This is a genomic window from Melghirimyces algeriensis, from assembly GCF_900182565.1.
In the GTDB taxonomy this organism is placed as follows: Bacteria; Bacillota; Bacilli; order Thermoactinomycetales; family DSM-45169; genus Melghirimyces; species Melghirimyces algeriensis.
The window spans coordinates 37,764-63,227 of record NZ_FXTI01000008.1; the positions used below are offsets into that span (position 1 = coordinate 37,764).

Annotated in this window: 25 protein-coding genes and 2 other annotated features; of the genes, 1 reads left to right on the forward strand and 24 read right to left on the reverse strand. The window is 49.3% G+C overall.

The genetic code is table 11. The features are described 5' to 3' along the window. Nucleotides 1-83: 83 nt before the first annotated feature. The 21 genes from rpoC to FN782_RS11970 all read right to left on the reverse strand — a co-directional run bounded on the left by rpoC (nt 84) and on the right by FN782_RS11970 (nt 21,367). Nucleotides 84-3,704, reverse strand: coding sequence for a DNA-directed RNA polymerase subunit beta' (rpoC, locus tag FN782_RS11870; RefSeq protein ID WP_142506029.1), 3,621 nt, complete (start codon nt 3,702-3,704; stop codon nt 84-86). A 96-nt stretch (nt 3,705-3,800) separates the two neighbouring features. Beyond that, entirely contained in the window at nt 3,801-7,337 is a 3,537-nt protein-coding gene (gene rpoB, locus FN782_RS11875) for a DNA-directed RNA polymerase subunit beta (protein WP_142506030.1), read from the reverse strand. A gap of 288 nt (nt 7,338-7,625) precedes the next feature. Next, a complete protein-coding gene (locus FN782_RS11880) occupies nt 7,626-8,234 on the reverse strand; it encodes a class I SAM-dependent methyltransferase (protein WP_142506031.1) in 609 nt (202 codons plus the stop codon). A 67-nt stretch (nt 8,235-8,301) separates the two neighbouring features. Then, a complete protein-coding gene (gene rplL / locus FN782_RS11885) occupies nt 8,302-8,667 on the reverse strand; it encodes a 50S ribosomal protein L7/L12 (protein WP_142506032.1) in 366 nt (121 codons plus the stop codon). Nucleotides 8,668-8,697: 30 nt separating this feature from the next. Next, nucleotides 8,698-9,207 (reverse strand): 50S ribosomal protein L10, encoded by a 510-nt coding sequence (rplJ, locus tag FN782_RS11890; RefSeq protein ID WP_142506033.1) that lies wholly within the window; start codon nt 9,205-9,207, stop codon nt 8,698-8,700. Between the two features lie 28 nt (nt 9,208-9,235). Then, nucleotides 9,236-9,379: a sequence feature (ribosomal protein L10 leader region), on the reverse strand. A 36-nt stretch (nt 9,380-9,415) separates the two neighbouring features. Then, entirely contained in the window at nt 9,416-10,114 is a 699-nt protein-coding gene (rplA, locus tag FN782_RS11895) for a 50S ribosomal protein L1 (RefSeq protein ID WP_142506034.1), read from the reverse strand. 86 nt (nt 10,115-10,200) lie between these two features. After that, nucleotides 10,201-10,626 carry a 50S ribosomal protein L11 gene (gene rplK, locus FN782_RS11900; protein ID WP_142506035.1) on the reverse strand — a complete coding sequence of 142 codons (426 nt, stop codon included), beginning with the start codon at nt 10,624-10,626 and terminating at the stop codon, nt 10,201-10,203. A 162-nt stretch (nt 10,627-10,788) separates the two neighbouring features. Further along, on the reverse strand, nt 10,789-11,322 hold the full coding sequence (gene nusG / locus FN782_RS11905) for a transcription termination/antitermination protein NusG (protein WP_142506036.1): 534 nt from the start codon (nt 11,320-11,322) through the stop codon (nt 10,789-10,791). 54 nt (nt 11,323-11,376) lie between these two features. Beyond that, entirely contained in the window at nt 11,377-11,598 is a 222-nt protein-coding gene (gene secE, locus FN782_RS11910) for a preprotein translocase subunit SecE (RefSeq protein WP_142506037.1), read from the reverse strand. Between the two features lie 29 nt (nt 11,599-11,627). Next, nucleotides 11,628-11,777 (reverse strand): 50S ribosomal protein L33, encoded by a 150-nt coding sequence (rpmG, locus tag FN782_RS11915; RefSeq protein WP_142506038.1) that lies wholly within the window; start codon nt 11,775-11,777, stop codon nt 11,628-11,630. A 274-nt stretch (nt 11,778-12,051) separates the two neighbouring features. Further along, on the reverse strand, nt 12,052-12,708 hold the full coding sequence (gene sigH, locus FN782_RS11920) for an RNA polymerase sporulation sigma factor SigH (RefSeq protein WP_425462707.1): 657 nt from the start codon (nt 12,706-12,708) through the stop codon (nt 12,052-12,054). 75 nt (nt 12,709-12,783) lie between these two features. After that, complete coding sequence (locus FN782_RS11925; RefSeq protein WP_142506040.1) at nt 12,784-13,284, reverse strand: NYN domain-containing protein; 501 nt, start codon at nt 13,282-13,284, stop codon at nt 12,784-12,786. Between the two features lie 5 nt (nt 13,285-13,289). After that, a complete protein-coding gene (gene rlmB / locus FN782_RS11930) occupies nt 13,290-14,039 on the reverse strand; it encodes a 23S rRNA (guanosine(2251)-2'-O)-methyltransferase RlmB (RefSeq protein WP_142506041.1) in 750 nt (249 codons plus the stop codon). Further along, nucleotides 14,029-14,466: a Mini-ribonuclease 3 gene (locus tag FN782_RS11935; protein WP_142506042.1), complete on the reverse strand. Its 438-nt coding sequence runs from the start codon at nt 14,464-14,466 to the stop codon at nt 14,029-14,031. The genes rlmB and FN782_RS11935 overlap by 11 nt, the downstream gene beginning before the upstream one ends. 1 nt (nt 14,467) lies before the next feature. Beyond that, complete coding sequence (gene cysS, locus FN782_RS11940; RefSeq protein ID WP_142506043.1) at nt 14,468-15,862, reverse strand: cysteine--tRNA ligase; 1,395 nt, start codon at nt 15,860-15,862, stop codon at nt 14,468-14,470. Continuing rightward, nucleotides 15,828-16,523: a serine O-acetyltransferase gene (gene cysE, locus FN782_RS11945; protein WP_142506134.1), complete on the reverse strand. Its 696-nt coding sequence runs from the start codon at nt 16,521-16,523 to the stop codon at nt 15,828-15,830. Before cysE ends, cysS begins: the two co-directional genes overlap by 35 nt. 90 nt (nt 16,524-16,613) lie before the next feature. Next, nucleotides 16,614-16,838 (reverse strand) — a binding site (T-box leader). A 64-nt stretch (nt 16,839-16,902) separates the two neighbouring features. Continuing rightward, a complete protein-coding gene (gene gltX / locus FN782_RS11950; protein WP_142506044.1) occupies nt 16,903-18,393 on the reverse strand; it encodes a glutamate--tRNA ligase in 1,491 nt (496 codons plus the stop codon). Between the two features lie 31 nt (nt 18,394-18,424). After that, nucleotides 18,425-18,904, reverse strand: coding sequence for a 2-C-methyl-D-erythritol 2,4-cyclodiphosphate synthase (ispF, locus tag FN782_RS11955; RefSeq protein WP_142506045.1), 480 nt, complete (start codon nt 18,902-18,904; stop codon nt 18,425-18,427). Further along, on the reverse strand, nt 18,897-19,592 hold the full coding sequence (ispD, locus tag FN782_RS11960; RefSeq protein WP_142506046.1) for a 2-C-methyl-D-erythritol 4-phosphate cytidylyltransferase: 696 nt from the start codon (nt 19,590-19,592) through the stop codon (nt 18,897-18,899). The genes ispF and ispD overlap by 8 nt, the downstream gene beginning before the upstream one ends. A 76-nt stretch (nt 19,593-19,668) precedes the next feature. Continuing rightward, nucleotides 19,669-20,769 carry a PIN/TRAM domain-containing protein gene (locus FN782_RS11965; RefSeq protein WP_142506047.1) on the reverse strand — a complete coding sequence of 367 codons (1,101 nt, stop codon included), beginning with the start codon at nt 20,767-20,769 and terminating at the stop codon, nt 19,669-19,671. Between the two features lie 100 nt (nt 20,770-20,869). Then, entirely contained in the window at nt 20,870-21,367 is a 498-nt protein-coding gene (locus FN782_RS11970) for a CarD family transcriptional regulator (RefSeq protein ID WP_142506048.1), read from the reverse strand. 241 nt (nt 21,368-21,608) lie between these two features. Here FN782_RS11970 and FN782_RS11975 point away from each other — a divergent pair, with 241 nt between their 5' ends. Beyond that, nucleotides 21,609-22,022 (forward strand): nucleoside triphosphate pyrophosphohydrolase family protein, encoded by a 414-nt coding sequence (locus tag FN782_RS11975; RefSeq protein ID WP_185956274.1) that lies wholly within the window; start codon nt 21,609-21,611, stop codon nt 22,020-22,022. Between the two features lie 188 nt (nt 22,023-22,210). On the opposite strand, the gene pssA is transcribed toward FN782_RS11975, so the two are convergent. The 3 genes from pssA to radA all read right to left on the reverse strand — a co-directional run bounded on the left by pssA (nt 22,211) and on the right by radA (nt 25,458). Further along, entirely contained in the window at nt 22,211-22,921 is a 711-nt protein-coding gene (gene pssA / locus FN782_RS11980) for a CDP-diacylglycerol--serine O-phosphatidyltransferase (RefSeq protein WP_142506049.1), read from the reverse strand. A gap of 93 nt (nt 22,922-23,014) precedes the next feature. Then, nucleotides 23,015-24,091: a DNA integrity scanning diadenylate cyclase DisA gene (gene disA, locus FN782_RS11985; protein WP_142506050.1), complete on the reverse strand. Its 1,077-nt coding sequence runs from the start codon at nt 24,089-24,091 to the stop codon at nt 23,015-23,017. Between the two features lie 5 nt (nt 24,092-24,096). Next, a complete protein-coding gene (gene radA / locus FN782_RS11990; RefSeq protein WP_142506051.1) occupies nt 24,097-25,458 on the reverse strand; it encodes a DNA repair protein RadA in 1,362 nt (453 codons plus the stop codon). Between the last annotated feature and the right edge of the window lie 6 nt (nt 25,459-25,464).

A 25,464-nucleotide genomic window follows, 5' to 3' on the forward strand; every position in this document is an offset into this window, starting at 1 on the left:
GACATCTTACCACCTGAATCAGGTGTTGTCAACAAGTGGATAAGTGGAACCGATCCGGTAATCAGAATCGGCTCCACTTTCACTTATTCCACCAAAATCTTGTCTTCACCCACATCGCCTTCCACCAGAGATGGCTTCATTTCCATATCCTCCACCAAATCCCGGTATCGGGACATTCCTGTACCCGCAGGAATGGATTTCCCGATAATCACATTCTCTTTCAGACCGAGGAGTTGGTCCACCTTTCCTTTGATCGCCGCATCTGTCAACACACGGGTCGTCTCCTGGAAAGAGGCTGCAGAAAGGAAAGATTCAGTTTCCAAAGAAGCCTTGGTGATTCCCAGAAGGATCGGACGGGCCACCGCCGGCTCTTTATTCTCCAACAGAACCTTGCGGTTGGCTTCTTCATAATCATGAAGATCAACGAAAGCACCCGGAAGCAGATCGGTATCTCCGGAATCTGTAATCCGAACCTTCCTCATCATTTGCCGGATCATCACTTCAACGTGCTTGTCATTGATTTCCACACCCTGAAGCCGGTACACTTTCTGCACTTCCTGCAGGATATATTCCTGAACGCCACGAACACCTTTGACCCGCAGAAGGTCTTTGGGATCAATGGAACCTTCCGTAAGATCGTCCCCTGCTTCCACCTGGTCTCCCTGAGCGACCTTCAAGCGGGAACCATAGGGGGTTTGATATGTTTTTGTTTCCACTTCCCCTTCGATTTCAATCTCACGACGATCCTTGACTTCGCGAATCTCTTTGACAACACCGGGAATCTCCGTGATAATCGCCTGACCTTTCGGGTTCCGAGCTTCGAACAGCTCCTGAATCCGGGGCAGACCTTGCGTGATATCATCGCCGGCCACCCCACCGGTGTGGAAGGTACGCATGGTCAGCTGGGTACCCGGCTCACCAATGGATTGGGCAGCGATAATTCCCACAGATTCACCGATTTCCACATGGGTTCCAAGGGCCAGGTTACGACCATAGCACTTCCGGCACACCCCGTGTTGAGTCCGACAATCAAGGACAGACCGAATATAGACCTTCTCGACGCCCGCTTCCACAATCTGAAACGCTTTGTCTTCATCGATCATTTCATCGCGCTTCACAAGCACTTCTCCCGTTTCGGGATGACGCACGGTTTGGAAAGCAAGCCGACCCACAATCCGGTCAAAGAGATTTTCAATCACTTCGCCACCGTCCGTGATCTTCGTGACCGGCAATCCTTTGTCGGTCCCACAGTCTTCTTCCCGAACGATGACATCCTGGGCGACGTCTACCAAACGACGGGTGAGATAACCGGAGTCAGCCGTCCGAAGGGCTGTATCAGCCAGACCTTTTCGGGCACCGTGGGTGGAGATGAAATATTCCAACACAGTTAATCCTTCCCGGAAGTTTGATTTGATGGGCTGTTCATGAATCCGTCCGGATGGATTGGCCATCAAGCCACGCATCCCGGCCAACTGGGTAATCTGGGAAACATTCCCCCGTGCCCCGGAGTTGGCCATCATATAGATCGGATTAAATTTACCCATCTTATCCATCAAAAGCTCCGTAATGTCATCTTTTGCCTGACTCCAGATGGAGATGACCCGTTCATACCGCTCTTCCTCGGTAATCAAACCGCGCCGGTACTGCTTGAGCACCATGCCCACCTTTTTCTCCGCTTCGTCCAGAATCGCCTGTTTTTCCTCCGGAACCAACACGTCGGAGACGGACATGGTAATCCCGGCCTTGGTGGAATAGGAATAACCAAGGGCTTTCATGTTGTCCATAAGAACAGACGTTTCTTTTGTCCCAAAACGGCGGAAGCATTCCGCGATCAAGCTACCCAGAAATCCTTTCTTAAGCGCATCTTGCTCCGGCATTTCCTTGATTTTCGCGGGAATGTCAACGCCCTTGTCATAGACAAAATATTTTTCAGGCGGTCCATCCACCAAATTGGTCTTGGATGCCTCATTGATATAAGGAAACTCCGGTGGAAAGATTTCGTTGAAAATCAATTTTCCAACCGTTGTAAGGAGATAGGCTTCCTGTTGTTTCTCCGTAAAAGAGGGTTTGTTCAGGCTTTTTACCGGTACAGCAATCCGGGTATGCAAGGTGGCATAACCCTGAACATAGGCGTTGATGGCTTCCCCAGGGCCGGTGAACACCTTCCCTTCCCCTTTGCTGCCAGCACGCTCCAATGTCAGATAGTAGCTTCCCAACACCATGTCCTGCGATGGCGTCACGACAGGTTTTCCGTCTTTGGGGTTCAGAATGTTCTGCGCCGCGAGCATAATCAAACGCGCTTCAGCCTGTGCTTCAGCAGAGAGCGGAACGTGAACAGCCATCTGATCTCCATCAAAGTCCGCATTGTAAGCTGTACAGACGAGAGGATGCAAACGGATGGCGCGCCCTTCCACCAAGATGGGCTCAAAGGCTTGAATCCCCAGACGGTGAAGCGTTGGAGCACGGTTCAGAAGCACCGGATGCTCTTTAATGACTTCCTCCAGAACATCCCATACCTCCGGATGGACTCTTTCCACTTTCCGTTTGGCGCTTTTGATATTGTGGGCCAGACCTTTGGAAACCAATTCCTTCATCACAAACGGTTTAAAGAGTTCCAGTGCCATCTCCTTGGGCAAACCGCACTGATAAATCTTCAGGTTGGGTCCAACCACGATCACCGAACGGCCGGAATAGTCCACCCGTTTCCCCAACAGGTTTTGACGGAACCTTCCCTGTTTCCCTTTCAGCATATGGGAAAGAGATTTCAGGGGTCGATTTCCGGGGCCGGTAACCGGACGCCCACGGCGTCCATTGTCAATCAAGGCATCCACGGCCTCCTGAAGCATCCGTTTTTCATTCTGAACGATAATATCTGGGGCTCCCAAGTCCAGCAAACGCTTCAACCGATTGTTCCGATTGATCACCCGACGATACAGGTCATTTAAATCGGAGGTGGCAAAACGTCCACCATCCAGTTGCACCATTGGGCGCAATTCCGGCGGGATCACCGGAAGGACATCGAGCACCATCCAATCCGGACTGTTTTTGGAGGCACGGAATGCTTCCAGCACTTCCAGCCGTTTGATCGCCCGATTCCTCCGCTGTCCCTGGGCCGTTTTCATTTCCTCTTTCAAGACCTGCACTTCTTTATCCAGGTCGATTTCAGAAAGCAGGCGCCTGATCGCCTCTGCACCCATCATGGCATTGAAGGCTGTGCCATACTTTTCGCGATAGTTACGGTATTCCTTTTCCGACAAAAGCTGCTTTTTCTCCAAGGGAGTCGCCCCAGGATCCACCACAACATAGGAGGCAAAATAGATTACTTCCTCCAGAGAGCGGGGAGACATGTCAAGAATAAGCCCCATCCGACTGGGGATGCCCTTGAAGTACCAGATATGGGAGACAGGAGCGGCCAGCTCAATGTGGCCCATCCGTTCCCGCCTCACCTTGGAGCGGGTTACTTCCACGCCACAGCGGTCACAGACCACACCCTTGTAACGCACCCGCTTGTATTTTCCGCAATGACACTCCCAGTCCTTGGTGGGACCGAAGATCTTTTCGCAAAAGAGACCTTCTTTTTCCGGCTTCAATGTTCGATAGTTAATGGTCTCCGGTTTTTTCACTTCTCCCCGGGACCAGGAACGAATTTTATTAGGCGAAGCCAAACCGATTTTCATAAACTCAAAGTTGTTGACGTCCAGCACAGGGCATTCCCTCCCTCAGGATCATCCCTTTTCCAAAACCGTCCAGCGGAGATCCTTTGTTGGCAAAACGCCTCCGATCGAGGCCCGGAGAACCGGTTATTTCGCTTGATTATCATCCATATCCAAGCCATTTCGTTCATTGGACGGTTCGTCTTCATCATCCAGTTCCCGAATTTCAATCTCCTGTTCATCTTTGGCCAGAATCTTTACATCCATACCCAAACTTTGCAGCTCTTTAATCAACACTTTAAAGGATTCAGGTACACCGGGCTCAGGAACATTTTCTCCTTTGACGATGGCCTCGTAAGTTTTTACACGTCCGACCACATCATCGGATTTCACAGTCAGTATTTCCTGAAGTGTATAGGCCGCACCATAGGCTTCTAGGGCCCACACCTCCATCTCCCCAAACCGCTGACCACCGAACTGGGCCTTTCCACCCAGTGGCTGTTGCGTAACCAAGGAGTATGGACCGGTGGAACGAGCGTGGATCTTATCGTCCACCATATGGGCCAGCTTAATCATATACATTACGCCCACGGTCACACGGTTTTCAAACGGTTCACCAGTCCGACCGTCAAACAGGAGCGTCTTGCCGTCAGAGTCCAGTCCGGCCTCCTCCAATGCATTAAACACATCCTGCTCAGTCGCCCCGTCAAAAACAGGTGTCGCCATATGAAGACCCATGGCCCGCGCCGCCATTCCAAGATGCACTTCCAACACCTGTCCGATGTTCATCCGGGAAGGCACACCCAAGGGGTTCAAAACGACTTCAACCGGGGTGCCGTCAGGAAGGAAAGGCATATCCTCCTCAGGCAAGATCCGTGCGATAACCCCTTTGTTTCCGTGACGTCCCGCCATCTTATCCCCTTCGGAGATCTTCCGTTTTTGTGCAATGTAGACGCGCACCAGTTGGTTGACTCCAGGCGGAAGTTCATCGCCGTTTTCCCGTTCAAACACTTTTACGTCAACCACAATTCCATCCGTTCCATGGGGGACACGAAGAGAGGTGTCCCGCACTTCTCTGGCCTTCTCACCAAAGATCGCATGCAACAAACGTTCTTCTGCGGTCAACTCGGTAACTCCCTTGGGAGTCACTTTTCCTACCAGGATATCACCCGCTTTAATTTCCGCACCGATACGAATGATCCCCCGCTCATCCAGATTCTTCAGGGCCTCTTCACCCACATTGGGTATATCTCTAGTGATCTCTTCCGGACCCAGCTTGGTGTCACGGGCTTCCGACTCATACTCTTCAATATGGACAGATGTATAAACATCTTCCTTGACCAACTTCTCGGAAAGCAGGATGGCGTCTTCATAGTTGTAACCTTCCCAGGTCATAAAGGCGACGACCACATTGCGACCCAAGGCCAATTCCCCGGTGTCGGTGGAAGGACCATCTACAAGAATATCTCCAGCCTTTACCCGTTCACCCGCACGCACAATGGGTCGCTGATTAATGCTGGTTCCCTGGTTGGAACGGATAAATTTATGAAGCTTATATTTATCCAGATCCCCTCGAACCACTTGACCGTCCACTTCTTCTTCATGTCGCACCCAGATCTCGTCTGCGGCCACACGTTCCACAACGCCGGGGCGCTTGGCCAGAATCATCACACCGGAGTCTTTGGCAGATTTATGTTCCATCCCCGTTCCAATATAGGGTGCTTCCGGCTTGAGAAGTGGCACCGCTTGCCGCTGCATGTTGGAGCCCATGAGCGCCCGGTTGGAGTCATCGTTTTCCAAAAATGGAATACACGCGGTTGCCACCGAAACAACCTGTTTCGGAGAGACGTCCATAAAATCGACGCGCTCTCTGGGGACAGGAAAGATATCTTCCCTGGACCGCACAATCACCTGTTCATTGGCAAACCGACCATCTTCCAACAGAGGGGCATTCGCTTGTGCCACATAATAGTTATCCTCTTCGTCAGCGGTCAGGTAAACAATCTCATCGGTCACTCGGTTGGTCTCCGGGTCCACTTTGCGATACGGCGTCTCAATAAACCCGTACTCATTGATCCTGGCAAAGCTGGACAAAGAGTTAATCAGGCCGATGTTCGGACCCTCCGGTGTTTCAATCGGACACATCCGCCCATAGTGCGAATGGTGCACGTCCCGAACTTCAAAGCCTGCTCGCTCACGGGTCAAACCACCCGGTCCCAGAGCGGAAAGACGGCGCTTATGGGTCAACTCCGCCAGTGGGTTGGTCTGATCCATAAACTGCGACAACTGGCTGGAACCAAAGAATTCTTTAATGGATGCGATCACCGGACGGATATTGATCAATGCCTGAGGCGTAATCGCATTGGCATCCTGAATGGACATCCGCTCCCGGACGACGCGCTCCATCCTGGAAAGACCGATCCGGAATTGGTTCTGAAGCAACTCTCCCACTGACCGGAGGCGCCGGTTCCCCAAGTGATCAATATCATCTGTAATCCCCACACCATGAAGAAGATTGATAAAATAATTGATGGAGGAAATAATATCTTCCGGAGTGATATTCTTGACATCCTTGCCGATTCGCCCATTGGATATCAACTTAATCGCTTTTCCATCCTCTTTGGGAGAAAAGATTTTGAGAGAGTGGAGCTGAAGCAGACCATCTTCCGGCACACCTCCGCGTGTCGAGTACTCCGTCCAACCCACTCCTCCCTCTTTATCCAGCAAGGGCTCCAAACGGTTCATCACCCTGCGGTCTACCACTTGACCGGCATCGGCAATGATTTCGCCCGTGTCAGGATCAACCACTGGCTCTGCCAGACGTTGGTTTAAAAGACGGTTTTTAATATCCAATTTCTTATTCATTTTATACCGGCCCACATTGGCCAAGTCATACCGCTTGGGATCAAAGAAGCGGGAGTACAAGAGGCTGCGGGCATTATCCGCTGTCGGCGGTTCGCCGGGGCGCAAACGCTCATAGATCTCAATCAATGCCTTTTCCGTGTTCCCGGTGTTGTCCTTATCCAGCGTGTTTCGGATATACTCGTCCTCACCAAAAAAGTCGAGAATCTCCGCATCACTGGAAAAACCAAGAGCACGCAAAAGGACCGTCACCGGAATCTTTCGCGTACGGTCAATCCGTACATAAAGAATATCCTTGGCGTCGGTTTCAAATTCCAACCAAGCCCCGCGATTGGGAATAACCGTGGCTGTATATGTAGGTTTCCCATTCTTGTCAACTTTGCTGTTATAATAAACACTGGGCGAACGTACCAATTGACTGACGATCACGCGTTCCGCCCCATTGATAATAAATGTCCCCGTATCGGTCATCAAAGGGAAGTCTCCCATGAAAACTTCCTGCTCCTTGACCTCACCCGTCTCCTTGTTGATCAGGCGTACTTTCACACGAAGAGGCGCGGCATAAGTCACATCCCGCTCCTTGGATTCATCAACGGAGTATTTGGGTTCCTCCAAAGTATAGTCAATAAACTCCAAGACCAAATTACCTGTAAAATCCTCAATCGGTGAAATATCCTGAAACATCTCTCTTAAGCCCTGATCCAGGAACCACTCGTATGATTTTTGCTGGATTTCGATCAGGTTGGGCAGTTCGAGCACCTCATCAATTCTCGCATAACTGCGCCGCTTACGCCGACCGTATTGGACTAGTTTACCTGCCAAACGAGCTCCCCCCTCGAACCCAGTCGGTTGGTCCGTGACCCATTGAGCCACATTTCCATAAACCTGTTAAAGACTGACTCGGTTGTTCGCTGTTTTGAACTCTCTTTCATCATCTATACAAATTAACCATTAAAACCTGATTCTTCCAATCATAACAGTCTATTTACACAGATTAACCAAAAAAAGATTTTTTTATTCACACAAAAAACACCCTTATGCTGATAACATCCCAAAATTGGCAGCAGTGGGTTTAGCATTCTAAAACTTTACCACATGCGAAAACCCGTGTCAATAACCTTTTTTACGAGAGTGCAATATCCAAAAGCCTTTCTTTTTTTCAACAAGGACCACTTCGGAAAAAAGCGACTCCAACTCTTTCTTGGCTGAGGGACCACCCTGCTGTTTCCGAATCACCACCCATAATGATCCACCCGGTTCCAACTGTTCGTGGGATTCCCGAAACAGTCGGTATACGGTTTGCTTTCCGGTCCGAATCGGAGGATTGGTTAAGATGCTTGCAAAACGACGGTTCCCCATTTCCTGAAGGCCATCACTCTCTAGGATTTCCACCCGGTCACTCACACCGTTTAATTCCGCATTTTTCTGCGCCAATTGGAGTGCTCTGCGGTTGACATCTACCATGGTTACCTTGCATTTGGGAGAAAACGTTGCACAAGCAACCCCGACGGGTCCATAGCCACAACCGAGATCCAGAATCTCCCCTTGTTCGGGAAGTGTTGCCGTCTCAATCAACAGCCGAGTGCCAAAATCAACTCCCCTTTTGGAGAACACACCGGCATCCACCCAGAACCGAAACATCTGCTTTCCCAGTTGGGCGGTAATTTCCCGCTCTTCTCCTGTTGAACCTGGCTCTTTTGAAAAATAATGCTCTGACATCAACCCTCACCTCAGAATGAAAAAAGACCTGCCGGGGGCGCCGGCAGGTCCGGCTGTCCAGCAGATATTACTTCAATTCCACTGTGGCACCGGCTTCTTCCAGTTTGGATTTAATTTCTTCGGCTTCATCTTTGGAAGCACCTTCTTTAACCGGGCTCGGTGCACCATCCACCAGGGCTTTCGCTTCTTTCAGACCCAGCCCGGTAATGCCGCGAACGGCTTTAATCACGTTGATTTTGGAGGAACCAGCTTCGCTGAGAATGACATCAAATTCCGTTTGTTCCTCAGCAGCCTGCTCACCGGCACCTCCACCAGCAACAGCAACCGGAGCGGCGGCGGTTACACCAAATTCTTCCTCGATCGCTTTAACCAGATCGTTCAGTTCAAGGACGCTCATGCCCTTAATCGCTTCAATGATTTGCTCTTTACTCATGATCTTACCTCCTATATGTTTCGTTTGGGATTAAGCTTCTGCAGCTTCCCCATCGCCATCCTTTTCGGCCACCGCATTGACAGCCAAGGCGAAATTGCGCATCGGCGCCTGCAGAACAGATAGCAGCATGGAAAGGAGACCTTCGTAAGACGGCAGAGATGCCAGTTCTTTGATCTCATCAACCGTGGCCACCCGTCCTTCAATCACGCCACCTTTAATTTCCAATTCATCGTTTTCCTTGGCAAAGTTGTTCAATACCTTCGCCGGAGCAACCACATCTTCACGGGAGAAAGCGACAGCAGTCGGTCCTACCAGGTGTTCATCCAGCTCCGTCAACTCCGTTTGAGCAGTGGCACGTCGTACCATAGTGTTTTTCAGCACTTGGTATTCGACACCAGCTTCCCGGAGTTGTTTCCGCAATTCGTTAATTTGCGCCACACTGAGACCGCGGTAATCTGTCAGAATCGTCGCTTTGTTGTCCTGAAGCTTTTCAGCGATTTCAGCCACAATTTTCTTCTTTTTTTCAATGATCGCGGACATGAAATACACCTCCTTGCAAAGTGATCCGGAAGCAAATGAAAAAGCCTTCGCAGACAGACGAAGGCCGGGAACAGTTCCCATCCGCTAAGATGAGGAACGATCTCTTACCTCGGCAGGATCTTTAAGCACCCTCCGGTGCCCCGGCTGTCTACGGTAAACTTATTCATTTGTCATCCTGTCCGTTGGATGGTTCATGATTGAAAATAGCTTAACGACCAGTGAAACGGGAAGTATTAACCGCTACACCAGGCCCCATGGTTGATGAAACCGTTGCGTTTTTCATGTATTGCCCTTTGGCAGCAGGCGGTTTTGCCTTGATGAGCGTTTCAACCAGAACTTGGAAGTTTTCCTCCAATTTCTCCGTATCGAAGGAGACTTTACCGATCGGGGCATGCACGTTACCGGCTTTGTCAGCGCGATACTCGATTTTACCCGCTTTCACTTCCTCCACAGCTTTAGCCACATCAAAGGTTACGGTTCCGGTTTTCGGGTTGGGCATGAGGCCACGAGGTCCCAAAATCCGTCCCAGCTTACCCACTTGCCCCATCATATCCGGAGTGGCAACCACAACATCAAAGTCCAGCCAGCCTTGGCTAACCTTGTTCACCAAATCTTCTTCACCGACAAAGTCGGCTCCGGCTTGTTCGGCTTCCTTTGCCTTATCTCCCTTGGCAAATACCAAAACCCGCTTGGATTTACCTGTTCCATGAGGCAATACCACCGCTCCGCGAACTTGCTGGTCGGCGCGCTTGGTATCCACTCCTAAATGGAAAGCCGCTTCAACCGTTTCGTCAAATTTGGCAGGGGCCACCTCTTTCACCAACCGAAGCGCATCTTCAATTTCATAAGCCTGTTCCCGGTCGATTTTTTTCCATGCATCTTGATACTTCTTCCCACGTTTAGCCACGGTGTTTCCTCCCTTCGTGGTAATAACGGATGATCCTCCCACTCGCATCGCCGACCCGTGGCGGCTGACGACGCGACCCCGACCAATCAGTCTTCGACTACGATCCCCATGCTTCGGGCGGTTCCTTCCACCATCCGCATTGCGGCCTCGACGTCGGCTGCATTCAGGTCAGGCATTTTTAATTCGGCGATCTCACGGACCTTATCCCGTTTGATCGTAGCAACTTTGTTTCTGTGAGGCTCTCCAGAACCTTTGTCAATGCCGGCCGCTTTTTTCAGTAGGACGGCAGCCGGAGGAGTTTTTGTCACAAACGTAAATGAGCGGTCCTCATATACAGTGATCTCCACCGGAATAATCATACCCGCCTGGTCGGAAGTGCGAGCATTAAATTCCTTACAGAATCCCATGATGTTCACACCGGCTTGCCCCAGGGCGGGCCCGACCGGCGGTGCCGGATTGGCTTTACCAGCAGGAATCTGCAGCTTCACAACTTTGATAACCTTTTTGGCCACATCATCCAACTCCCTTCAGTAATGTGGTTCCCTCGGGTCCAACCCTCCCACGGTCAAACAAAAGACAAACGCCATCCGGGACGTGGCACTGATCCCGAATCAGACACACTCAAACATAGATACAATATCACAACTGATGCCATAATGGAAGAAATGATTCCATTAAAGTTTTTCCACCTGGCTGAAATCGAGCTCCACCGGGGTTTCCCGACCAAACATATTTACCAGTACCTTCAGCTTTTGGCGTTGAGAGTCTACCTCTTCGATTGAACCGACAAAGTCGGCAAACGGTCCCTCCATCACCTTTACGCTCTCAGACACGGAAAAATCAGATTTGGGCCGGGCTTCGTCTACCCCCATCTGGCTGAGGATTCTTTGCACTTCATCTGGCATAAGAGGGGTCGGTTTTGCTCCACCCCCGGGAGAGCCCACAAATCCTGTCACCCCTGGGGTGTTTCGTACCACATACCACGAGTTGTCGGTCATCACCATCTCGACCAGTACATACCCCGGGAAAACCTTCCGCTGGACTGTTTTCCGCTTTCCATCCTTGTGCTCAATCTCTTCTTCAGTCGGCACCAGAACGCGAAAGATCTTATCCTGCATGTCCATTGAATGGACGCGTTTTTCCAGGTTGGTTTTCACCTTATTCTCGTAGCCCGAGTAGGTGTGAACAACATACCAGTTCTTCTCCATGTAAAATCAGGGCCTTCAGCCCCGTCCCCCCTTATGACATATTTCGCCATCGGTTCAAGTAATCTGCTCGATCAGCTTGACAATGCCCAGATCGATGACGGTGAAGAAGAGCGTCACAAAGGTGACCGTCAAGAGCACCACCAAGGTATAGCTGAAAAGCTCTTGACGCGTAGGCCAACGAACCTTTTTAAGCTCCGCAACACCGGTTCGGATAAAATTGGCGGTCCCGGTCACACTCTTTTTGATACCGGTTCCGAGTCGGCCGAGAAAACCCATGCGTGTTCCCCCCTGAGAATCTCGAATGATCACTTCGTTTCGCGATGCAGGGTGTGCCCGTTACAACGGGGGCAGTGCTTCCGAAACTCCATCCGATCGGGATGCTTTCGTTTATTTTTAGTGGACGAATAATTTCGCTCCTTGCATTCCGTACATGCCAGCGTAATCAATACGCGCACGATCAAACACCTCCTTGAACCGCGCCCACAACTAAATGACAGGCATCATACAAATACCCAAACAACATTATCATATGAAAGTAGGGTTGTCAATGAAATCCAGACACCTCACATTATAGACGACGAAAACCGCACTTTAAACCACCAGAAAATTCTTTTTTATTTTTTTGAGATCAGGGAAGGATTTTGTTGTCTGTTGTCGAAGACTACAGTCAACAGAAAGAAAAAACTGGGGTTCCCCCTGAAACCCCAGTAATAACGGTAAATACGAAGATCAGATCGAAACTTCCCTAACTTCTTCCAAATACCGCTCCAGCTTCCGCTTTACACGCTGAAGGGCATTATCGATGGACTTGACATGTCGATTCAGGTCAACAGCAATTTCCTGATAGGATCGTCCATCCAGATACAGCATCAGAACTTTCCGCTCCAAATCGCTCAAAATTTGCGACATCTTATCTTCAATATCATCAAACTCTTCTTGATTGATATAAAGCTCCTCCGGATTGGACACGCGTCCGCCTGTCAGGATATCCATCAGGGTTCGATCGGAATCCTCATCATAGATGGGCTTGTCCAGAGAAACATAGGAGTTGAGCGGAATATGCTTTTGACGGGTCGCTGTTTTAATCGCAGTGATGATCTGACGAGTAATGCATAACTCTGCAAAGGCTTTAAACGATGCCAACTTATCTCCGCGAAAATCGCGAATCGCTTTGTAAAGACCGATCATCCCCTCCTGAACGATATCCTCATGATCGGCTCCAATCAAAAAATAGGAGCGTGCTTTAGCACGGACAAAATTTTTGTATTTGTTAATCAAAATCTCTAATGATGTCCTGTCACCCATACGGACACTCTCCACCAGCTCTTCGTCGGACATCGCCTCATGTTCCATCGCCATGCACTGAAGATCGATGCTCACCTTCATCCCTCCGACCCGTAGGCTGGAAAGCCATGATAAATATATTATAGCGGAATTGCAACAAAAACGTCAAATTTTCACCTATTTTTTCCGTCTCCAATTTTCCAATCGTTTCAGTACATCACCTTCCAATCCTTGGTGTAACCTCCATTTATTGATTTTTGTTTCTTCGATTTTTTGAGCAATTTCCCCTTTCATCCGCGCAAATTCCTCAAAAAGTTCACGGGAGGAAATCCGATAAGCCCCTTGACCGAATACCATCCGCTGTTCTAGATAATCCGAAGTCACGACATAAATCCTCCGTCCTGTGACTTTCTTTTGTTTGACCAAACGTTCAATCATTTGATCGGCTGTCTCATGCTCCTTGGTGAAGATTACAGTTAGCCCCTGATCGGACAGACGGGTCCCCGCACCCGGCGTCCGATGGGCATCAAAGACGAGAATCACCCGTCGATTAAATGTAAATTGGTATTCTGAAAGGAGCATGATCAGGCGATCCCGTGACTCTTCCAGTGAAAGACCGGACCAGGCATCACAGGCTCCAATCACATTGTAACCATCCACAATCATCCATTCTTCCATCTATCTCACCTGTCATGTTTCCGGCCTCTGACTACTTCATACATCAAAAGGGCTCCTGCCACAGATGCATTGAGTGAGGAAACCGTACCTTTCATCGGCAGGCGAACCAGAAAATCGCATTTTTCTTTCAAGAGGCGACTGATTCCTTTTCCTTCATTGCCGATAACAAGAGCAGTCGGTCCCGAATAGTCCACTTCATCATAGGAATCCCTTGCAGCAGCATCACTTCCGACCAACCAGACTCCCCGCTTCTTCAATTCATCCGCCACACGGTTCAGGTTTGTCACTCTGGCTACCGGTACATACTCAATAGCACCGGCGGACGTTTTGGCCACCGTGTGTGTAAGTCCGACTGCCCGCCGTTTCGGAATGACAACCCCATGCACACCGGCAGCATCTGCTGTCCGAAGAATAGACCCAAGATTATGGGGATCTTCAATCCCATCCAACAACAGAAAAAAAGGAGGGGTTCCTCTTCGTTCCGCCCGTTGGAAAAGATCGTCCAGTGTCACATAACGATAGGGCTCTGTTTGGGCGATCACTCCCTGATGATTATCACCTTCAGCCAACGAGTCCAGCTTTTTCCTTGGAACTTGCTGTACAGGAATCCCTCTTTTCCTGGCCTTATGGATCAGCGGTCCGATTCCGCCCCTACCCTGATCCGCTCCTTCGGCAACCAACAGCTTCGATATATTCCGCCCAGCCTTCAACGCCTCCCGGACAGCCTGACGGCCCATCACCCATTCACTTTCCATTCTCTCTGTCTCCTTCCAGTTTTTCAATGATCTGTTTCATCACCTCTGTCAACCGGTCCGTGTCTCCCTTGAGATACCAATGGCCGATCAGTGCCTCCAGGCCAGTACTATAACGGTAATCCACGATTTTTGCATTCTTTGGCACACTTCCTGATTTGGCGTTTCTTCCACGCCGAATCACATCTTTTTCTTCTTCTGTCAGCTTGGCTTGCACTTGTCGCAGTGCTTCTGCCTGAGCTGTTGCGGAAACAAACTGAACCGCTTCCGAGTGAATGTCATTCGGGCGGTTTTGCCCCTTCGCCAAAAGATGATACCGTATAAACATCTCATAAACCGCATCTCCCAAATATGCCAACAGGAGAGGGTTAAATTCCCCTGGGCGTTTTTTCAAACGGTCGCGCCCAATTTGTCCAAAAATTTCTTTCATATCATTTCCTCCGCCAGCGAACGCCCTGAGGTGTATCCTCCAGTATGATTCCCTGAGCAGTCAACTGATCCCGGATGGCATCGGCACGCTGGAAATCCTTGGCTGCACGGGCTTTTTGCCGTTCCTCGATCAAGGCTTCAATCTCTTGATCCAGATCCGTTTCCTCTTTGACATCCACCAATCCCATAATATCGCCCCCAAATTTCCGAAGCCAATCCAGGATCGCTGACAAGGAGCCCTGAAGGACAACGGGACGGGAGACGGTCTCAAAAGCAAACTTGACTGCTTCGTGAAGAACACTGATCGCATTGGCTGTATTCAAATCATCATCCATGGCGGCTTCAAAAGCTTGTGTGAGTTGATTCAACCGCTCCTCTACCTCAGGTTCTGCTTCCCCCTCCATCGCTGTTTCCATCCGATGTTTCAGGTTGGTTGTTGCAGTCTCAAAGCGCTCTAGATTTCTTTCCATTTGACGGATGGTTTCATCGCTGAAGGCAATGGGGTTTCGGTAATGGGTTGACAACAGAAAATAACGAAGAGCAAGCGGAGAATACTTTTTACGGAGATCCACCACACGCACAACATTCCCCAGCGATTTCGACATCTTTTCACTGCCCATATTGACATACCCGTTGTGAAGCCAATAGCGGACAAAGCGTTTTCCTGTCCAAGCCTCGCTTTGGGCAATTTCATTTTCGTGGTGGGGAAAGCAAAGGTCCATTCCCCCGGCATGGAGATCCAGCGTATCACCAAGATATTTCCGGGACATAGCGGAGCATTCAATGTGCCATCCGGGACGACCTTTTCCCCAAGGGCTGTCCCAGCTGATCTCGTTGGGCTTTGCCTTTTTCCACAGAGCAAAGTCCAACGGGTTTTCTTTCTTTTCATTTACTTCCACACGCGCTCCCGATTTCAACTCTTCCATAGACTGGTGTGAAAGTTTTCCATAATCCTCTTTTGACTGCGACCGGAAATAGACATCGCCATCCTGTTCGTAGGCATAGCCCTTTTCAATCAGAGTCTGGATGCCCTCCACCATTTCATCGATATGTTCGGTCGCTTTGGGATGATGATCCGCACGTTGAACCCCAAGGGCGTCCATATCTTCAAAATAGGCCTGGATATACCGTTCAGCCAGTTCTTTCACTGTAGTATCTTCCTTTTGGGCCGCTTCAATTAACCGATCATCTACATCCGTGAAATTTTGTACATATGTGACATGGTATCCCTGATATTTTAGATAGCGACGAACCACATCAAAAAAGAGAAAGGCACGGGCATTTCCTATATGAATATAGTTATATACCGTTGGCCCGCAGACATACATGGTCACGTTTTTGTCATGAAGAGGTTGAAAGAGCTCACGTTTTCTGGTTTGTGTGTTGTACACGTGCATTTTCTATTCTCTCCTTCCGTGTCATTTCCAACTCTGCTTTCAAACGGTGGATTTCATCTTTCATCCACTGGATCTCCGCTTCCAGCTCACGACAGGTTTCAGCCACCGGGTCTGGGAGGTTGACTTGGTCCAAATCGCTAGCGTTATCGACACGCACTCCATCCTGCATCACCACACGTCCGGGAACGCCAACCACTGTGGAATTGGGCGGCACCTCTCTCAACACCACCGACCCGGCACCGATTTTGGAACAACGCCCAATCCGCATGGAGCCGAGAACTTTGGCACCCGAAGCGATCAGGGCACCATCTTCCACTGTGGGATGACGCTTTCCCTTCTCCTTCCCGGTTCCGCCCAAGGTAACCCCCTGATAGATGGTAACATGGTCTCCAATTTCACACGTCTCCCCGATCACCACACCCATTCCATGGTCAATAAACAACCCTCGGCCAATGCTAGCTCCAGGGTGGATTTCAATTCCGGTCAGGAAGCGGGCCACCTGTGAAATGATCCGGGCAATCAGAAACCTCTTTCTTTTAAAGAACCAGTGAGCCACGCGATACATCCAGATCGCGTGCAAACCGGAATAGGTTAAAACCACCTCAAATGTACTCCGGGCAGCAGGGTCCCGATTAAATACGGCGTCGATGTCAGCTTTCATCGTCAAACGAACGTCTTTAAACCATTGAAGAAAGCTCACAGGTCTCCCCTCCTTCTTTCATGATAAAAAACGTCTCCGCAGCCCCAAGGCTGCAGAGACGTTTTTTCCGCGGTTCCACTCTGCTTGGCCGGAGAACGCTCCAGCCCACTCATTCCCTGTAACGGTGGGTGCCGGCCCTTTCTACCACCATCATAAGGCTTCGGAGGGCAGCTCACAGGTGCATTTCCGAAGGATCAAAAACAGGACTCTTCCAGCCTTTGAAGTCCCTCTCTGTCGTTTTTGAACCCATCGTACTCTCCTGATCATTGCAATGATCTGAATCATTATCTCCAAATAATTATATAACGGTTGCCATCCAATCAGCAACCAAAAGGGGATCTTACTCGGATAAAATTTGGGGTTTCCGATCCAAAAAATCCTTTAGACGGGCAATCACCTTTTCTTTCCCCAGAAGTGTCATTGATTCCCGCAAATCCGGACCATGAACTTCTCCCGTCACCGCCGCTCGAACGGGCATAAACAGATTTTTCCCTTTTTGTCCGGTTTCCTTCTGAACCGCCTTTAGAAGCTTCTTCACATGATCCGGTGTAAATGCTTCCTCTGAGCTTTCCAGTTGGCGAACAAAGGCGGCGATCACCTCAGAAACGTGTTCCCCGGAAAGAACCTGTTTGGCTTCATCGGAATAAGCCGCTTCATCCCGGAAAAACATCTCCGTCAGGTCCACAATCTGGGCGACATAATCCAGTTGCTCCTGGTAGAGACCAACCAGCCGTTTCACCCATTCCCGCTCTTCTCCCCGTACTGTTTCAGAAATCCGACCAGCCTTGGCGAGATGGGGAATAGCCAACTCTGTAATCCGCTCAAGGGAAGACGCTTTGATATAGGCATTGTTCATCCACTTCAGTTTCCCGCTGTCAAAAACCGCCGGAGCCTTGGAGACTCGTTTCAATGTGAAAAGATCGATTAACTCTTCTTTGGAAAAGATCTCTTCTTCCGCCTTTTCTCCTTCCGGAGCCCATCCCAACAGCACCAGGAAATTGACCAAAGACTCCGGGAGATATCCGAGGTCCCGATACTGATCAATAAACTGGATAATGGATTCATCCCGTTTGCTCATCTTTTTACCTTCTGGATTCAAGATCAATGAGGCATGAGCAAACACAGGAGGGGTGAATCCCAATGCTTCATAGAGCAGGATCTGCCGCGGAGTGTTGGAGAGATGCTCCTCCGCCCGAACCACATGGGTGATCTCCATTAACGCGTCATCAACGACCACCGCAAAATTGTAGGTCGGTCGACCGTCGGGGCGCTGGATGATAAAATCTCCGATCCCATCCGTTTCAAATCGGACTTCCCCGCGCACCTCATCCTGCACGGTAATCGTTCGCCCTTCCGGCACGCGAAACCGAATCGAGGGAGTCCTTCCTTCTTTTTCAAAAGCGATTCGCTCTTCATTCGACAAATGGCGACAACGGCCACTGTACTTCGGAGCAACACCCTCAGCCAGCTGCTTTTCTCTCTCTGCATCCAATTCTTCCTGTGTACAATAACATGGATAAGCCTTTTGGGAATCGATCAATTTCTTCAAATACGTTTCATAAAGATGCAAACGTTCCATCGAACGATACGGAGCATGCGGACCACCAACATCCACACTTTCATCCCATTCAATCCCCAACCATTTCAATGCTTCCATCTGCTTTTTTTCCGCATCGCTCAGGTTTCTTTCCAGATCTGTATCTTCAATACGTACAATAAATGATCCACCGTTCTTACGAGCCCACAGATAATTGAACAGCGCTGTCCGCGCTCCCCCGATATGCAAATGTCCGGTGGGGCTGGGTGCGTAACGCGTGCGTACTTTTGTCATCGATTCTCTCCACCCCTCTTATGTAAAATGTTCATTCTCTGGATGTCAGACAAACAATGGCCATGGAAGCAATTCCTTCTTCCCGTCCGGTAAATCCGAGGCGTTCAGTGGTGGTTGCCTTGATATTGATATCGGATACATCGGCTCGCAAAAGGTTGGCCACCCGTTTTCGAATCCGGGAAATATGAGGGGCCATCTTGGGGCGTTGGGCAATAACGGTCGCATCCAGATTGCCCAGCATCAGCCCGCTTTCCTCCACCATCGTCCAAACCTTCTCCAATAGTTTGGCACTGTCTACCCCTTTAAACTCCGGATCGGTATCCGGAAAATGCGTTCCAATATCCCCTTTTCCCAAAGCGCCCAAAATCGCATCGGTGATGGCATGTAACAGTACATCCGCATCGGAATGCCCTTCCAATCCCCTGGGATGAGGAATATTTACTCCACCCAGAATCAGCGGACGCCCTTCGGTGAAACGGTGTACGTCAAATCCCTGTCCCACTTTAATCATATACATGACTCCTCATCTTACAAATTGCTTCAGCCAAAATCATATCTTCGGGTGTAGTCAATTTCAGATTCCGGCCATCTCCCTTGACCACCCGAACGTTCACACCCATTGCTTCCACCAGCATGGCATCATCTGTAGCAACAATCCCTTTACGCTTTCCTTCTTCATGGGCTTGTACCAACAGAGAACACCGAAAGGCCTGAGGGGTTTGAACCGCCCACAGCCGACTCCGATCCGGTGTATTGGCTACAATGTGCTCTGGAGTAACCTCCTTGATCGTATCTTTGACAGGAACCGCCAGAATCGCCGCTCCCCCATCTCTTACCGCTTGCAAAAGAGCGGAAATTTGCTCGGATGTGACAAAGGGACGGACCGCATCATGGACCAAAACCCAATCCTGGTCCACCTCTTTCAGGGCATGATAGACGCTGTCCTGACGTTCTTTTCCACCGACCGTCACAATTACCTGATCGGATAAAACATTGTGTTGACCCAGCAGATTATGCACAAAATCCTCCTGCCCAGAACTGACAGCCAACACAATCCGGGCGATGGAGGAATGCTCAAGAAACACCCGAAGCGTACGGATCAAAACCGGCTCCCCACACAGATCGAGAAACTGTTTGGAAACCGTCCCCCCCATCCGTTGTCCTTTTCCCGCCGCCGGAATCACCACACCTGCTTTCACGTCGTTCTCTCCTTTCAAACACAAGAAGAACCCGGCGACGAGGTTTCCCCCGACGCCGGGGCAGCAACAAACCGTTTTAAAGTGCTTTTTCCAGCAACTTTGGTTTGGCAAAAATCATCCTTCCTGCAGATGTTTGTAACACACTGGTAACTAAGACGTCAATCTGTTCACCGATGTATTCCCGTCCACCTTCAATGACAATCATGGTACCGTCATCTAAGTAGGCAACTCCCTGACCATGTTCTTTCCCGTCCTTGATCACTTGCACATTTACTTCCTCTCCGGGAAGAACCACCGGTTTGACAGCATTGGCCAGGTCATTGATATTGAGAACATCCACACCCTGAAGCTCACAAACTTTATTCAGGTTAAAGTCATTGGTTACAACTTTTCCAGATAACACCTTGGCTAACTTTACCAGTTTGCTGTCCACCTCGGAAACTTCTTCAAAATCCCCTTCATAGATCAGAACACGTACATTAAGTTCTTTCTGGATTTTATTCAATATATCCAATCCCCGTCGACCGCGATTCCGCTTTAGGACATCGGAAGAATCAGCAATATGTTGTAACTCTTCCAGAACAAAACTAGGAATCACCAATGTACCTTCCAAAAATCCCGTACGGCAGATATCAGCGATCCGACCATCAATAATAACGCTGGTATCCAAAATTTTATGCTCCACTACGTTATCGTGCAACTCTCTCTCTTTCTTCCCACGGTCTTTCGTCTGACGTCCCATGGTGAAAATAGCGATCAGTTCATCGCGCTTTTTGTTTCCAACCCGAAATCCGAGATAACCCAGCAATGCAGATACCATAATAGGGAGAACTGATGAAACTCCCGGCAATGGTAATTCAGAGAGGGAAGGTTGGATCAAAAACGCTACGATAAGACCGAAGATCAAACCCATTGCACCAAACAGCGTATCGACAGCGGGGATCTTAACCAGGCGCTCTTCACTCCACTGAATCCACCGAACCACATATTCGGTGAACCAGAAGGTACATACATATAAAAGGAGCGCTCCCAGAAAGGCTCCAATCAAATGGGGAGCCGGAACGTCGCCGAAATGAAAAGGCGATTGGCCAAGCATCTTAAACAATTCAGGGCCTGAGTAAAAACCTAATGTTGCTCCGACCAATATAAAAGCCAATTGGATCGATCTCTTCAGCACGGGGCTTCACCTCCTCATTAGCATTATAGACAAACTTCAGAGATCAAAACCCTTTTTTTACACCGATGAGGAAAAACCCCCTGTTCCTTCCCCCCACACCTTATCCTGAAGCTTTACTCCCAGAAAAAATCGTTTTATCCAACAAACCGGTAGCTTGAGATTCATCCATTCCCTTTACCAAAACAAGTTCGCTGATCAGAATCTGGCGGGCATTGTCCAACATCTTGCTCTCCCCCGTGGACAGACCTTTCTCCCGATCACGCAGAGCCAAGCAACGAACCACGTCAGCGATGTCGTGGATGTCCCCGCTTTTCATCTTATCGAGATTCGCCCGGTACCGGCGATTCCAATTGCTGGACAAATCAGTGGCCGAATTCGCCAAACGATCAATCACTTCCGTGATCGTCTGCTCATCCACCACCTGTCTTAAGCCAATATTGTCCACTTGAGTCATTGGAATCATCACTTTCATATCGCCGACGGGCATCCGCATCACGTAGTATTTTTGCTTATCGCCGAGGATTTCCTTTTCCTCAATTGACTCAATGATGCCTGCACCATGCATGGGGTAGACCACTTTGTCGCCGATATTGAACAAAAAACCCACCTCCAAGGGCAATATCCATTTCCAAGATATCACAACCGAGGAGAAAAGTCAATAAATTTAAAATAGATATCTTAGCATACATAACGGACAACAGTCAACAGTTTTTTGATAAATATACATTTAGAGCCGAAATGACCGGTTAAATTGACACATTCTAGAAATAACAGCTATAATGATTTCGTGAACGAATCTTCAGTCGCTTCGGATCTAGCACCCAATCCCGATGTTCAGAATGGAAGAGGTGAAATCGTTGGAAAACAACGCTCTGCTAACGTTTCAACAACAAGTGTCAGATTTGCTTTTGAGACACAGAAGTGTTTTGGACGTGTCCTCCAAGTTTCAGGAATCCAACAGCCGTGTGAACCGGGCATTGGTGAAAGCGGTCACCGAGTGCGGCTGTATTGAAATCCAGGGCTCCCGTCAGCCCTTTGAGAAGGAAATGCCTCTCGACGATATGCAGTTCACCGCAAAAAGCCACTTAACAGGAAACCTGTGTGATCACTGTCAGGACATTGTCCGGGCAGAAATGGGAAAAAATCTCTTTTATCTGACTGCGATGTGCAACCTGTTGGATATTAAGCTGGACGAGGTTGTGGAACAGGAATCGAACAAGCTGTCCACTCTTGGTGTATTTAACTTACGGTAAAAATTTTAGCAGGGGAATGAACAGGCGCAGGAACCTACTCAAACATTCGATACTCCCCCCTTCTCCCCCTCCTTTTTTTTCAAAAAATGTAAAAATAAAAAAGACGGGTCATTCATCTTTTTCAATTGGATCGATCTACTGCTATGAACGATAAAAAAACACCCCCAGGTTTCAGGGGTGTTTTCAATTTATGGTTTAAACTCTTCAATCGGCTCTTCTCCGTTCTGTCTTCGTTTTCTGGAAACCGAATGCTTCACCCCGTAGAAAGCATACATGACCAGAGGAATAAACAGGAGCTTGGGGAACAACTCCGGAAAACGAACAGCTGTCCATCCCATCAAAATAACCAGAAAAGGAGCCACCCAATAAGTACGACGCGGGATTCCTAATTTTTTGAAGTTCGGATATTTTACTTGACTGATCATCAGATAGGATAAAAACATCATTCCCATGATCATAAAGCCCACCCCGGCCATTTCAGCGTACAAGGCCATGGTGGCAAGTACCCCACCCGCAGCAGTAATGGGAAGACCGATAAAGTAACCCGGAATCCCCGGTTTTACATTAAAGCGGGCCAGACGAAGAGCTCCGCAGATCGGAAAGATGGCCATGATCACCCAACCCATAAATCCTAAATGATGAAGAATTGAAGTATACATAATCAGTGCAGGAGCCACTCCGAAGGAGATTACGTCTGACAGAGAGTCCAATTCTTTCCCGAATTCGCTCTGGGTATTCAGCATACGGGCAACACGACCATCCAATCCGTCCAACAGCATTCCGATAATCACCATGATCGCACCGTATTTCCATTCACCCTCAACAGCGAGAATCATGGCTACAATCCCCAAAAATAAGTTCCCGACAGTAAACATACTCGGTAACGCTCTAGCAAACATGAAAGGGAACCTCCTAAAAAATTAAATAACACCATGTCACGGAGAAGTATACCTCCTCTCCTTATAACATAAGTTTACATGATTTCGTGAAATTTATATATGCCTATCAATAAAAACCTGCTCCTGAATTCGTTTGATTCCTTCCTTAACCGCGCGAGCCCGCACACCCCCGATTCCTTCCACATCATCCAGTTCTTCAATGGTTGCCATGATCACTTGGGGAAGAGATTCAAAACGCTCAATCAACTTTTTAATAATGGATGACGGCAAACGGGGAATCTTGTTCAGAATCCGGTATCCCCTGGGCGCCACTGCTTCCTCATGAAGATTATGGTGCGGGTCGTAACCCAGAATCCGAACGATATTGCTATGTTCCAGCAATTCATCAGCCGAAAGGCTCTTCAATTGTTCCAGCACCTTGGCGGGCGGCTGACAGTTGGGATCGGAACAATAATCCCGAATCACCAGATGGGCTTCCTCTTCCACATTAACCACCAGTTCCTCAAGTTGCATACTGATGAGCCGTCCTTCCGTCCCCAGCTCGTTAATATATCGTTCAATTTCACTTTTAATGCGCAATACCATCTCAATCCGTTGAATCACCATGGTTACTTCGCTTAGTGTGACCAATTCCTCAAACTCCAACGCACTCAGGTTGGTCATGGACTGATCCAAAACCGATTTATATTTTTCCAATGTTTGAATGGCTTGGTTGGCCTTGGTCAGAATCACTCCGATATCTTTCAAAGCATATCGGTAGTTTCCTTGGTACAGGGTGATCACATTGCGACGCTGGGAAATGGAGATCACCAGTTTTCCAGTCTGGCGGGCAGTTCGTTGGGCAGTCCGGTGTCGAATCCCCGTCTCGGTTGAAGGAATCGAGGAGCTGGGAACCAACTGTGCATTGGCATACAGAATGCGACGCCCGTCATTGGACAGAATAATGGCTCCATCCATTTTGCAAAGTTCATACAGATGAGCGGGAGAGAAGGAACAATCAATATGGAATCCTCCGTCCACGATCTCCCGGACCGCATCATCATAGCCAACGACGATCAATGCCCCCGTATTGGCTCCCAGTACATTGTCCAACCCTTCGCGAAACAGGGTTCCAGGGGCTACCCGACGAAGGATCTTGCTTTCAAAATGGTTTTTCTTTTCTTCTTTCAAATCTCCTACCCTCCCAATCCCGCTTCCAAAGCTTCTTCCACCGATTCAACCCATACAATATCCAGACTCTTTGGCGGTGTCCAGCCCTTTTTGTTCTTGGCAGGCAAAATGACTCGTTCAAAACCCATGTTCGCCGCTTCAACCACCCGGTTCTCCAACCGGGAAACACCACGCACCTCACCCGTTAAACCCACTTCGCCGATCATCACATCTTTTGGACGGGTGGGTCGATTTCGAAAACTGGAGGCCAAACTGACACAGACAGCCAGATCAACGGCCGGTTCATCCAAGCGAACGCCTCCAACCACATTGACATAAGCATCCTGGTTTTGCATAAACAAGCCCAAGCGCTTTTCCAATACAGCCATAATCATGGTTACGCGATTATGATCCAATCCGGATGCCATCCGTTTGGGTGTGGCAAAACTGCTGGGAGCTACCAGAGCCTGCAATTCAATCAGTACAGGCCTCGTTCCTTCCATGCTGGCTGTGACAGCAGAGCCGGATACCCCTGTGGGTCGCTCGGAGAGAAACATTTCCGAGGGGTTATCCACTTCCGTCAGACCCTCTGATTTCATCTCAAACAATCCGATTTCATTGGTTGACCCAAAACGATTCTTGACCGCCCGAAGCACACGGTAGGTGTGATGTCTTTCCCCTTCAAAATAAAGCACACAGTCCACCATGTGCTCCAACATTCGGGGACCGGCGATCGCTCCTTCTTTTGTTACATGTCCCACAATGATTACGGCCACACCTTTATTCTTCGCTATCCGCATCAAGCGCCCCGTGCATTCGCGAACCTGCGCAACGCTCCCCGGAGCGGAGGTTACTTCGGCAAGGTGGATCGTCTGAATGGAGTCGATCACCAAAAGACGCGGATTCACCTCTTCAACCAACGACTCAATCGCCTCCAGATCCGTCTCTGCGGCGACAAAAAGCCGGGATTGTAAAGCATTTAGCCGATCCGCCCGAAGACGGGTCTGTTCAGCAGATTCTTCACCAGACACATAGAGAATGGGCATCCCCAGGTCAGCCAATCGATAAGATGCCTGTAACAGCAGTGTGGATTTCCCAATCCCCGGATCTCCTCCCACGAGAATCAGGGAACCGGGGACCAAACCTCCTCCCAAAACCCGGTTCAGCTCCCGGATGCCCATGTCAAATCGAGGTTCTTCCATTCCCCTCACTTCCGTGATGGGAGTTGCCGATTGCCTCTGCCGGGTAACCGGTCGACCGCTTCCACTTCGGGATTCCCGTTCCTCCACCAGCGTATTCCAATGTCCGCATCCAGGGCAACGTCCCAACCACTTGGGTGATTCGTAACCACATTCTTGACATGCAAATTTTGATTTATACTTTGCCACAGAGGG

Excerpts from the sequence above, each read along its gene's own strand:
- FN782_RS11880 (WP_142506031.1), bottom strand. The coding sequence starts at position 8,234 with ATGTCAGAGCATTATTTTTCAAAAGAGCCAGGTTCAACAGGAGAAGAG.
- rplL (WP_142506032.1), bottom strand. The coding sequence starts at position 8,667 with ATGAGTAAAGAGCAAATCATTGAAGCGATTAAGGGCATGAGCGTCCTT.
- rplJ (WP_142506033.1), bottom strand. The coding sequence starts at position 9,207 with ATGTCCGCGATCATTGAAAAAAAGAAGAAAATTGTGGCTGAAATCGCT.
- nusG (WP_142506036.1), bottom strand. The coding sequence starts at position 11,322 with ATGGAGAAGAACTGGTATGTTGTTCACACCTACTCGGGCTACGAGAAT.
- secE (WP_142506037.1), bottom strand. The coding sequence starts at position 11,598 with ATGGGTTTTCTCGGCCGACTCGGAACCGGTATCAAAAAGAGTGTGACC.
- sigH (WP_425462707.1), bottom strand. The coding sequence starts at position 12,708 with ATGAAGGTGAGCATCGATCTTCAGTGCATGGCGATGGAACATGAGGCG.
- FN782_RS11925 (WP_142506040.1), bottom strand. The coding sequence starts at position 13,284 with ATGGAAGAATGGATGATTGTGGATGGTTACAATGTGATTGGAGCCTGT.
- rlmB (WP_142506041.1), bottom strand. The coding sequence starts at position 14,039 with ATGGAAAGTGAATGGGTGATGGGCCGTCAGGCTGTCCGGGAGGCGTTG.
- FN782_RS11935 (WP_142506042.1), bottom strand. The coding sequence starts at position 14,466 with ATGAAAGAAATTTTTGGACAAATTGGGCGCGACCGTTTGAAAAAACGC.
- cysS (WP_142506043.1), bottom strand. The coding sequence starts at position 15,862 with ATGCACGTGTACAACACACAAACCAGAAAACGTGAGCTCTTTCAACCT.
- cysE (WP_142506134.1), bottom strand. The coding sequence starts at position 16,523 with ATGAAAGCTGACATCGACGCCGTATTTAATCGGGACCCTGCTGCCCGG.
- gltX (WP_142506044.1), bottom strand. The coding sequence starts at position 18,393 with ATGACAAAAGTACGCACGCGTTACGCACCCAGCCCCACCGGACATTTG.
- ispF (WP_142506045.1), bottom strand. The coding sequence starts at position 18,904 with ATGATTAAAGTGGGACAGGGATTTGACGTACACCGTTTCACCGAAGGG.
- FN782_RS11975 (WP_185956274.1), top strand. The coding sequence starts at position 21,609 with ATGGAAGAGGTGAAATCGTTGGAAAACAACGCTCTGCTAACGTTTCAA.
- pssA (WP_142506049.1), bottom strand. The coding sequence starts at position 22,921 with ATGTTTGCTAGAGCGTTACCGAGTATGTTTACTGTCGGGAACTTATTT.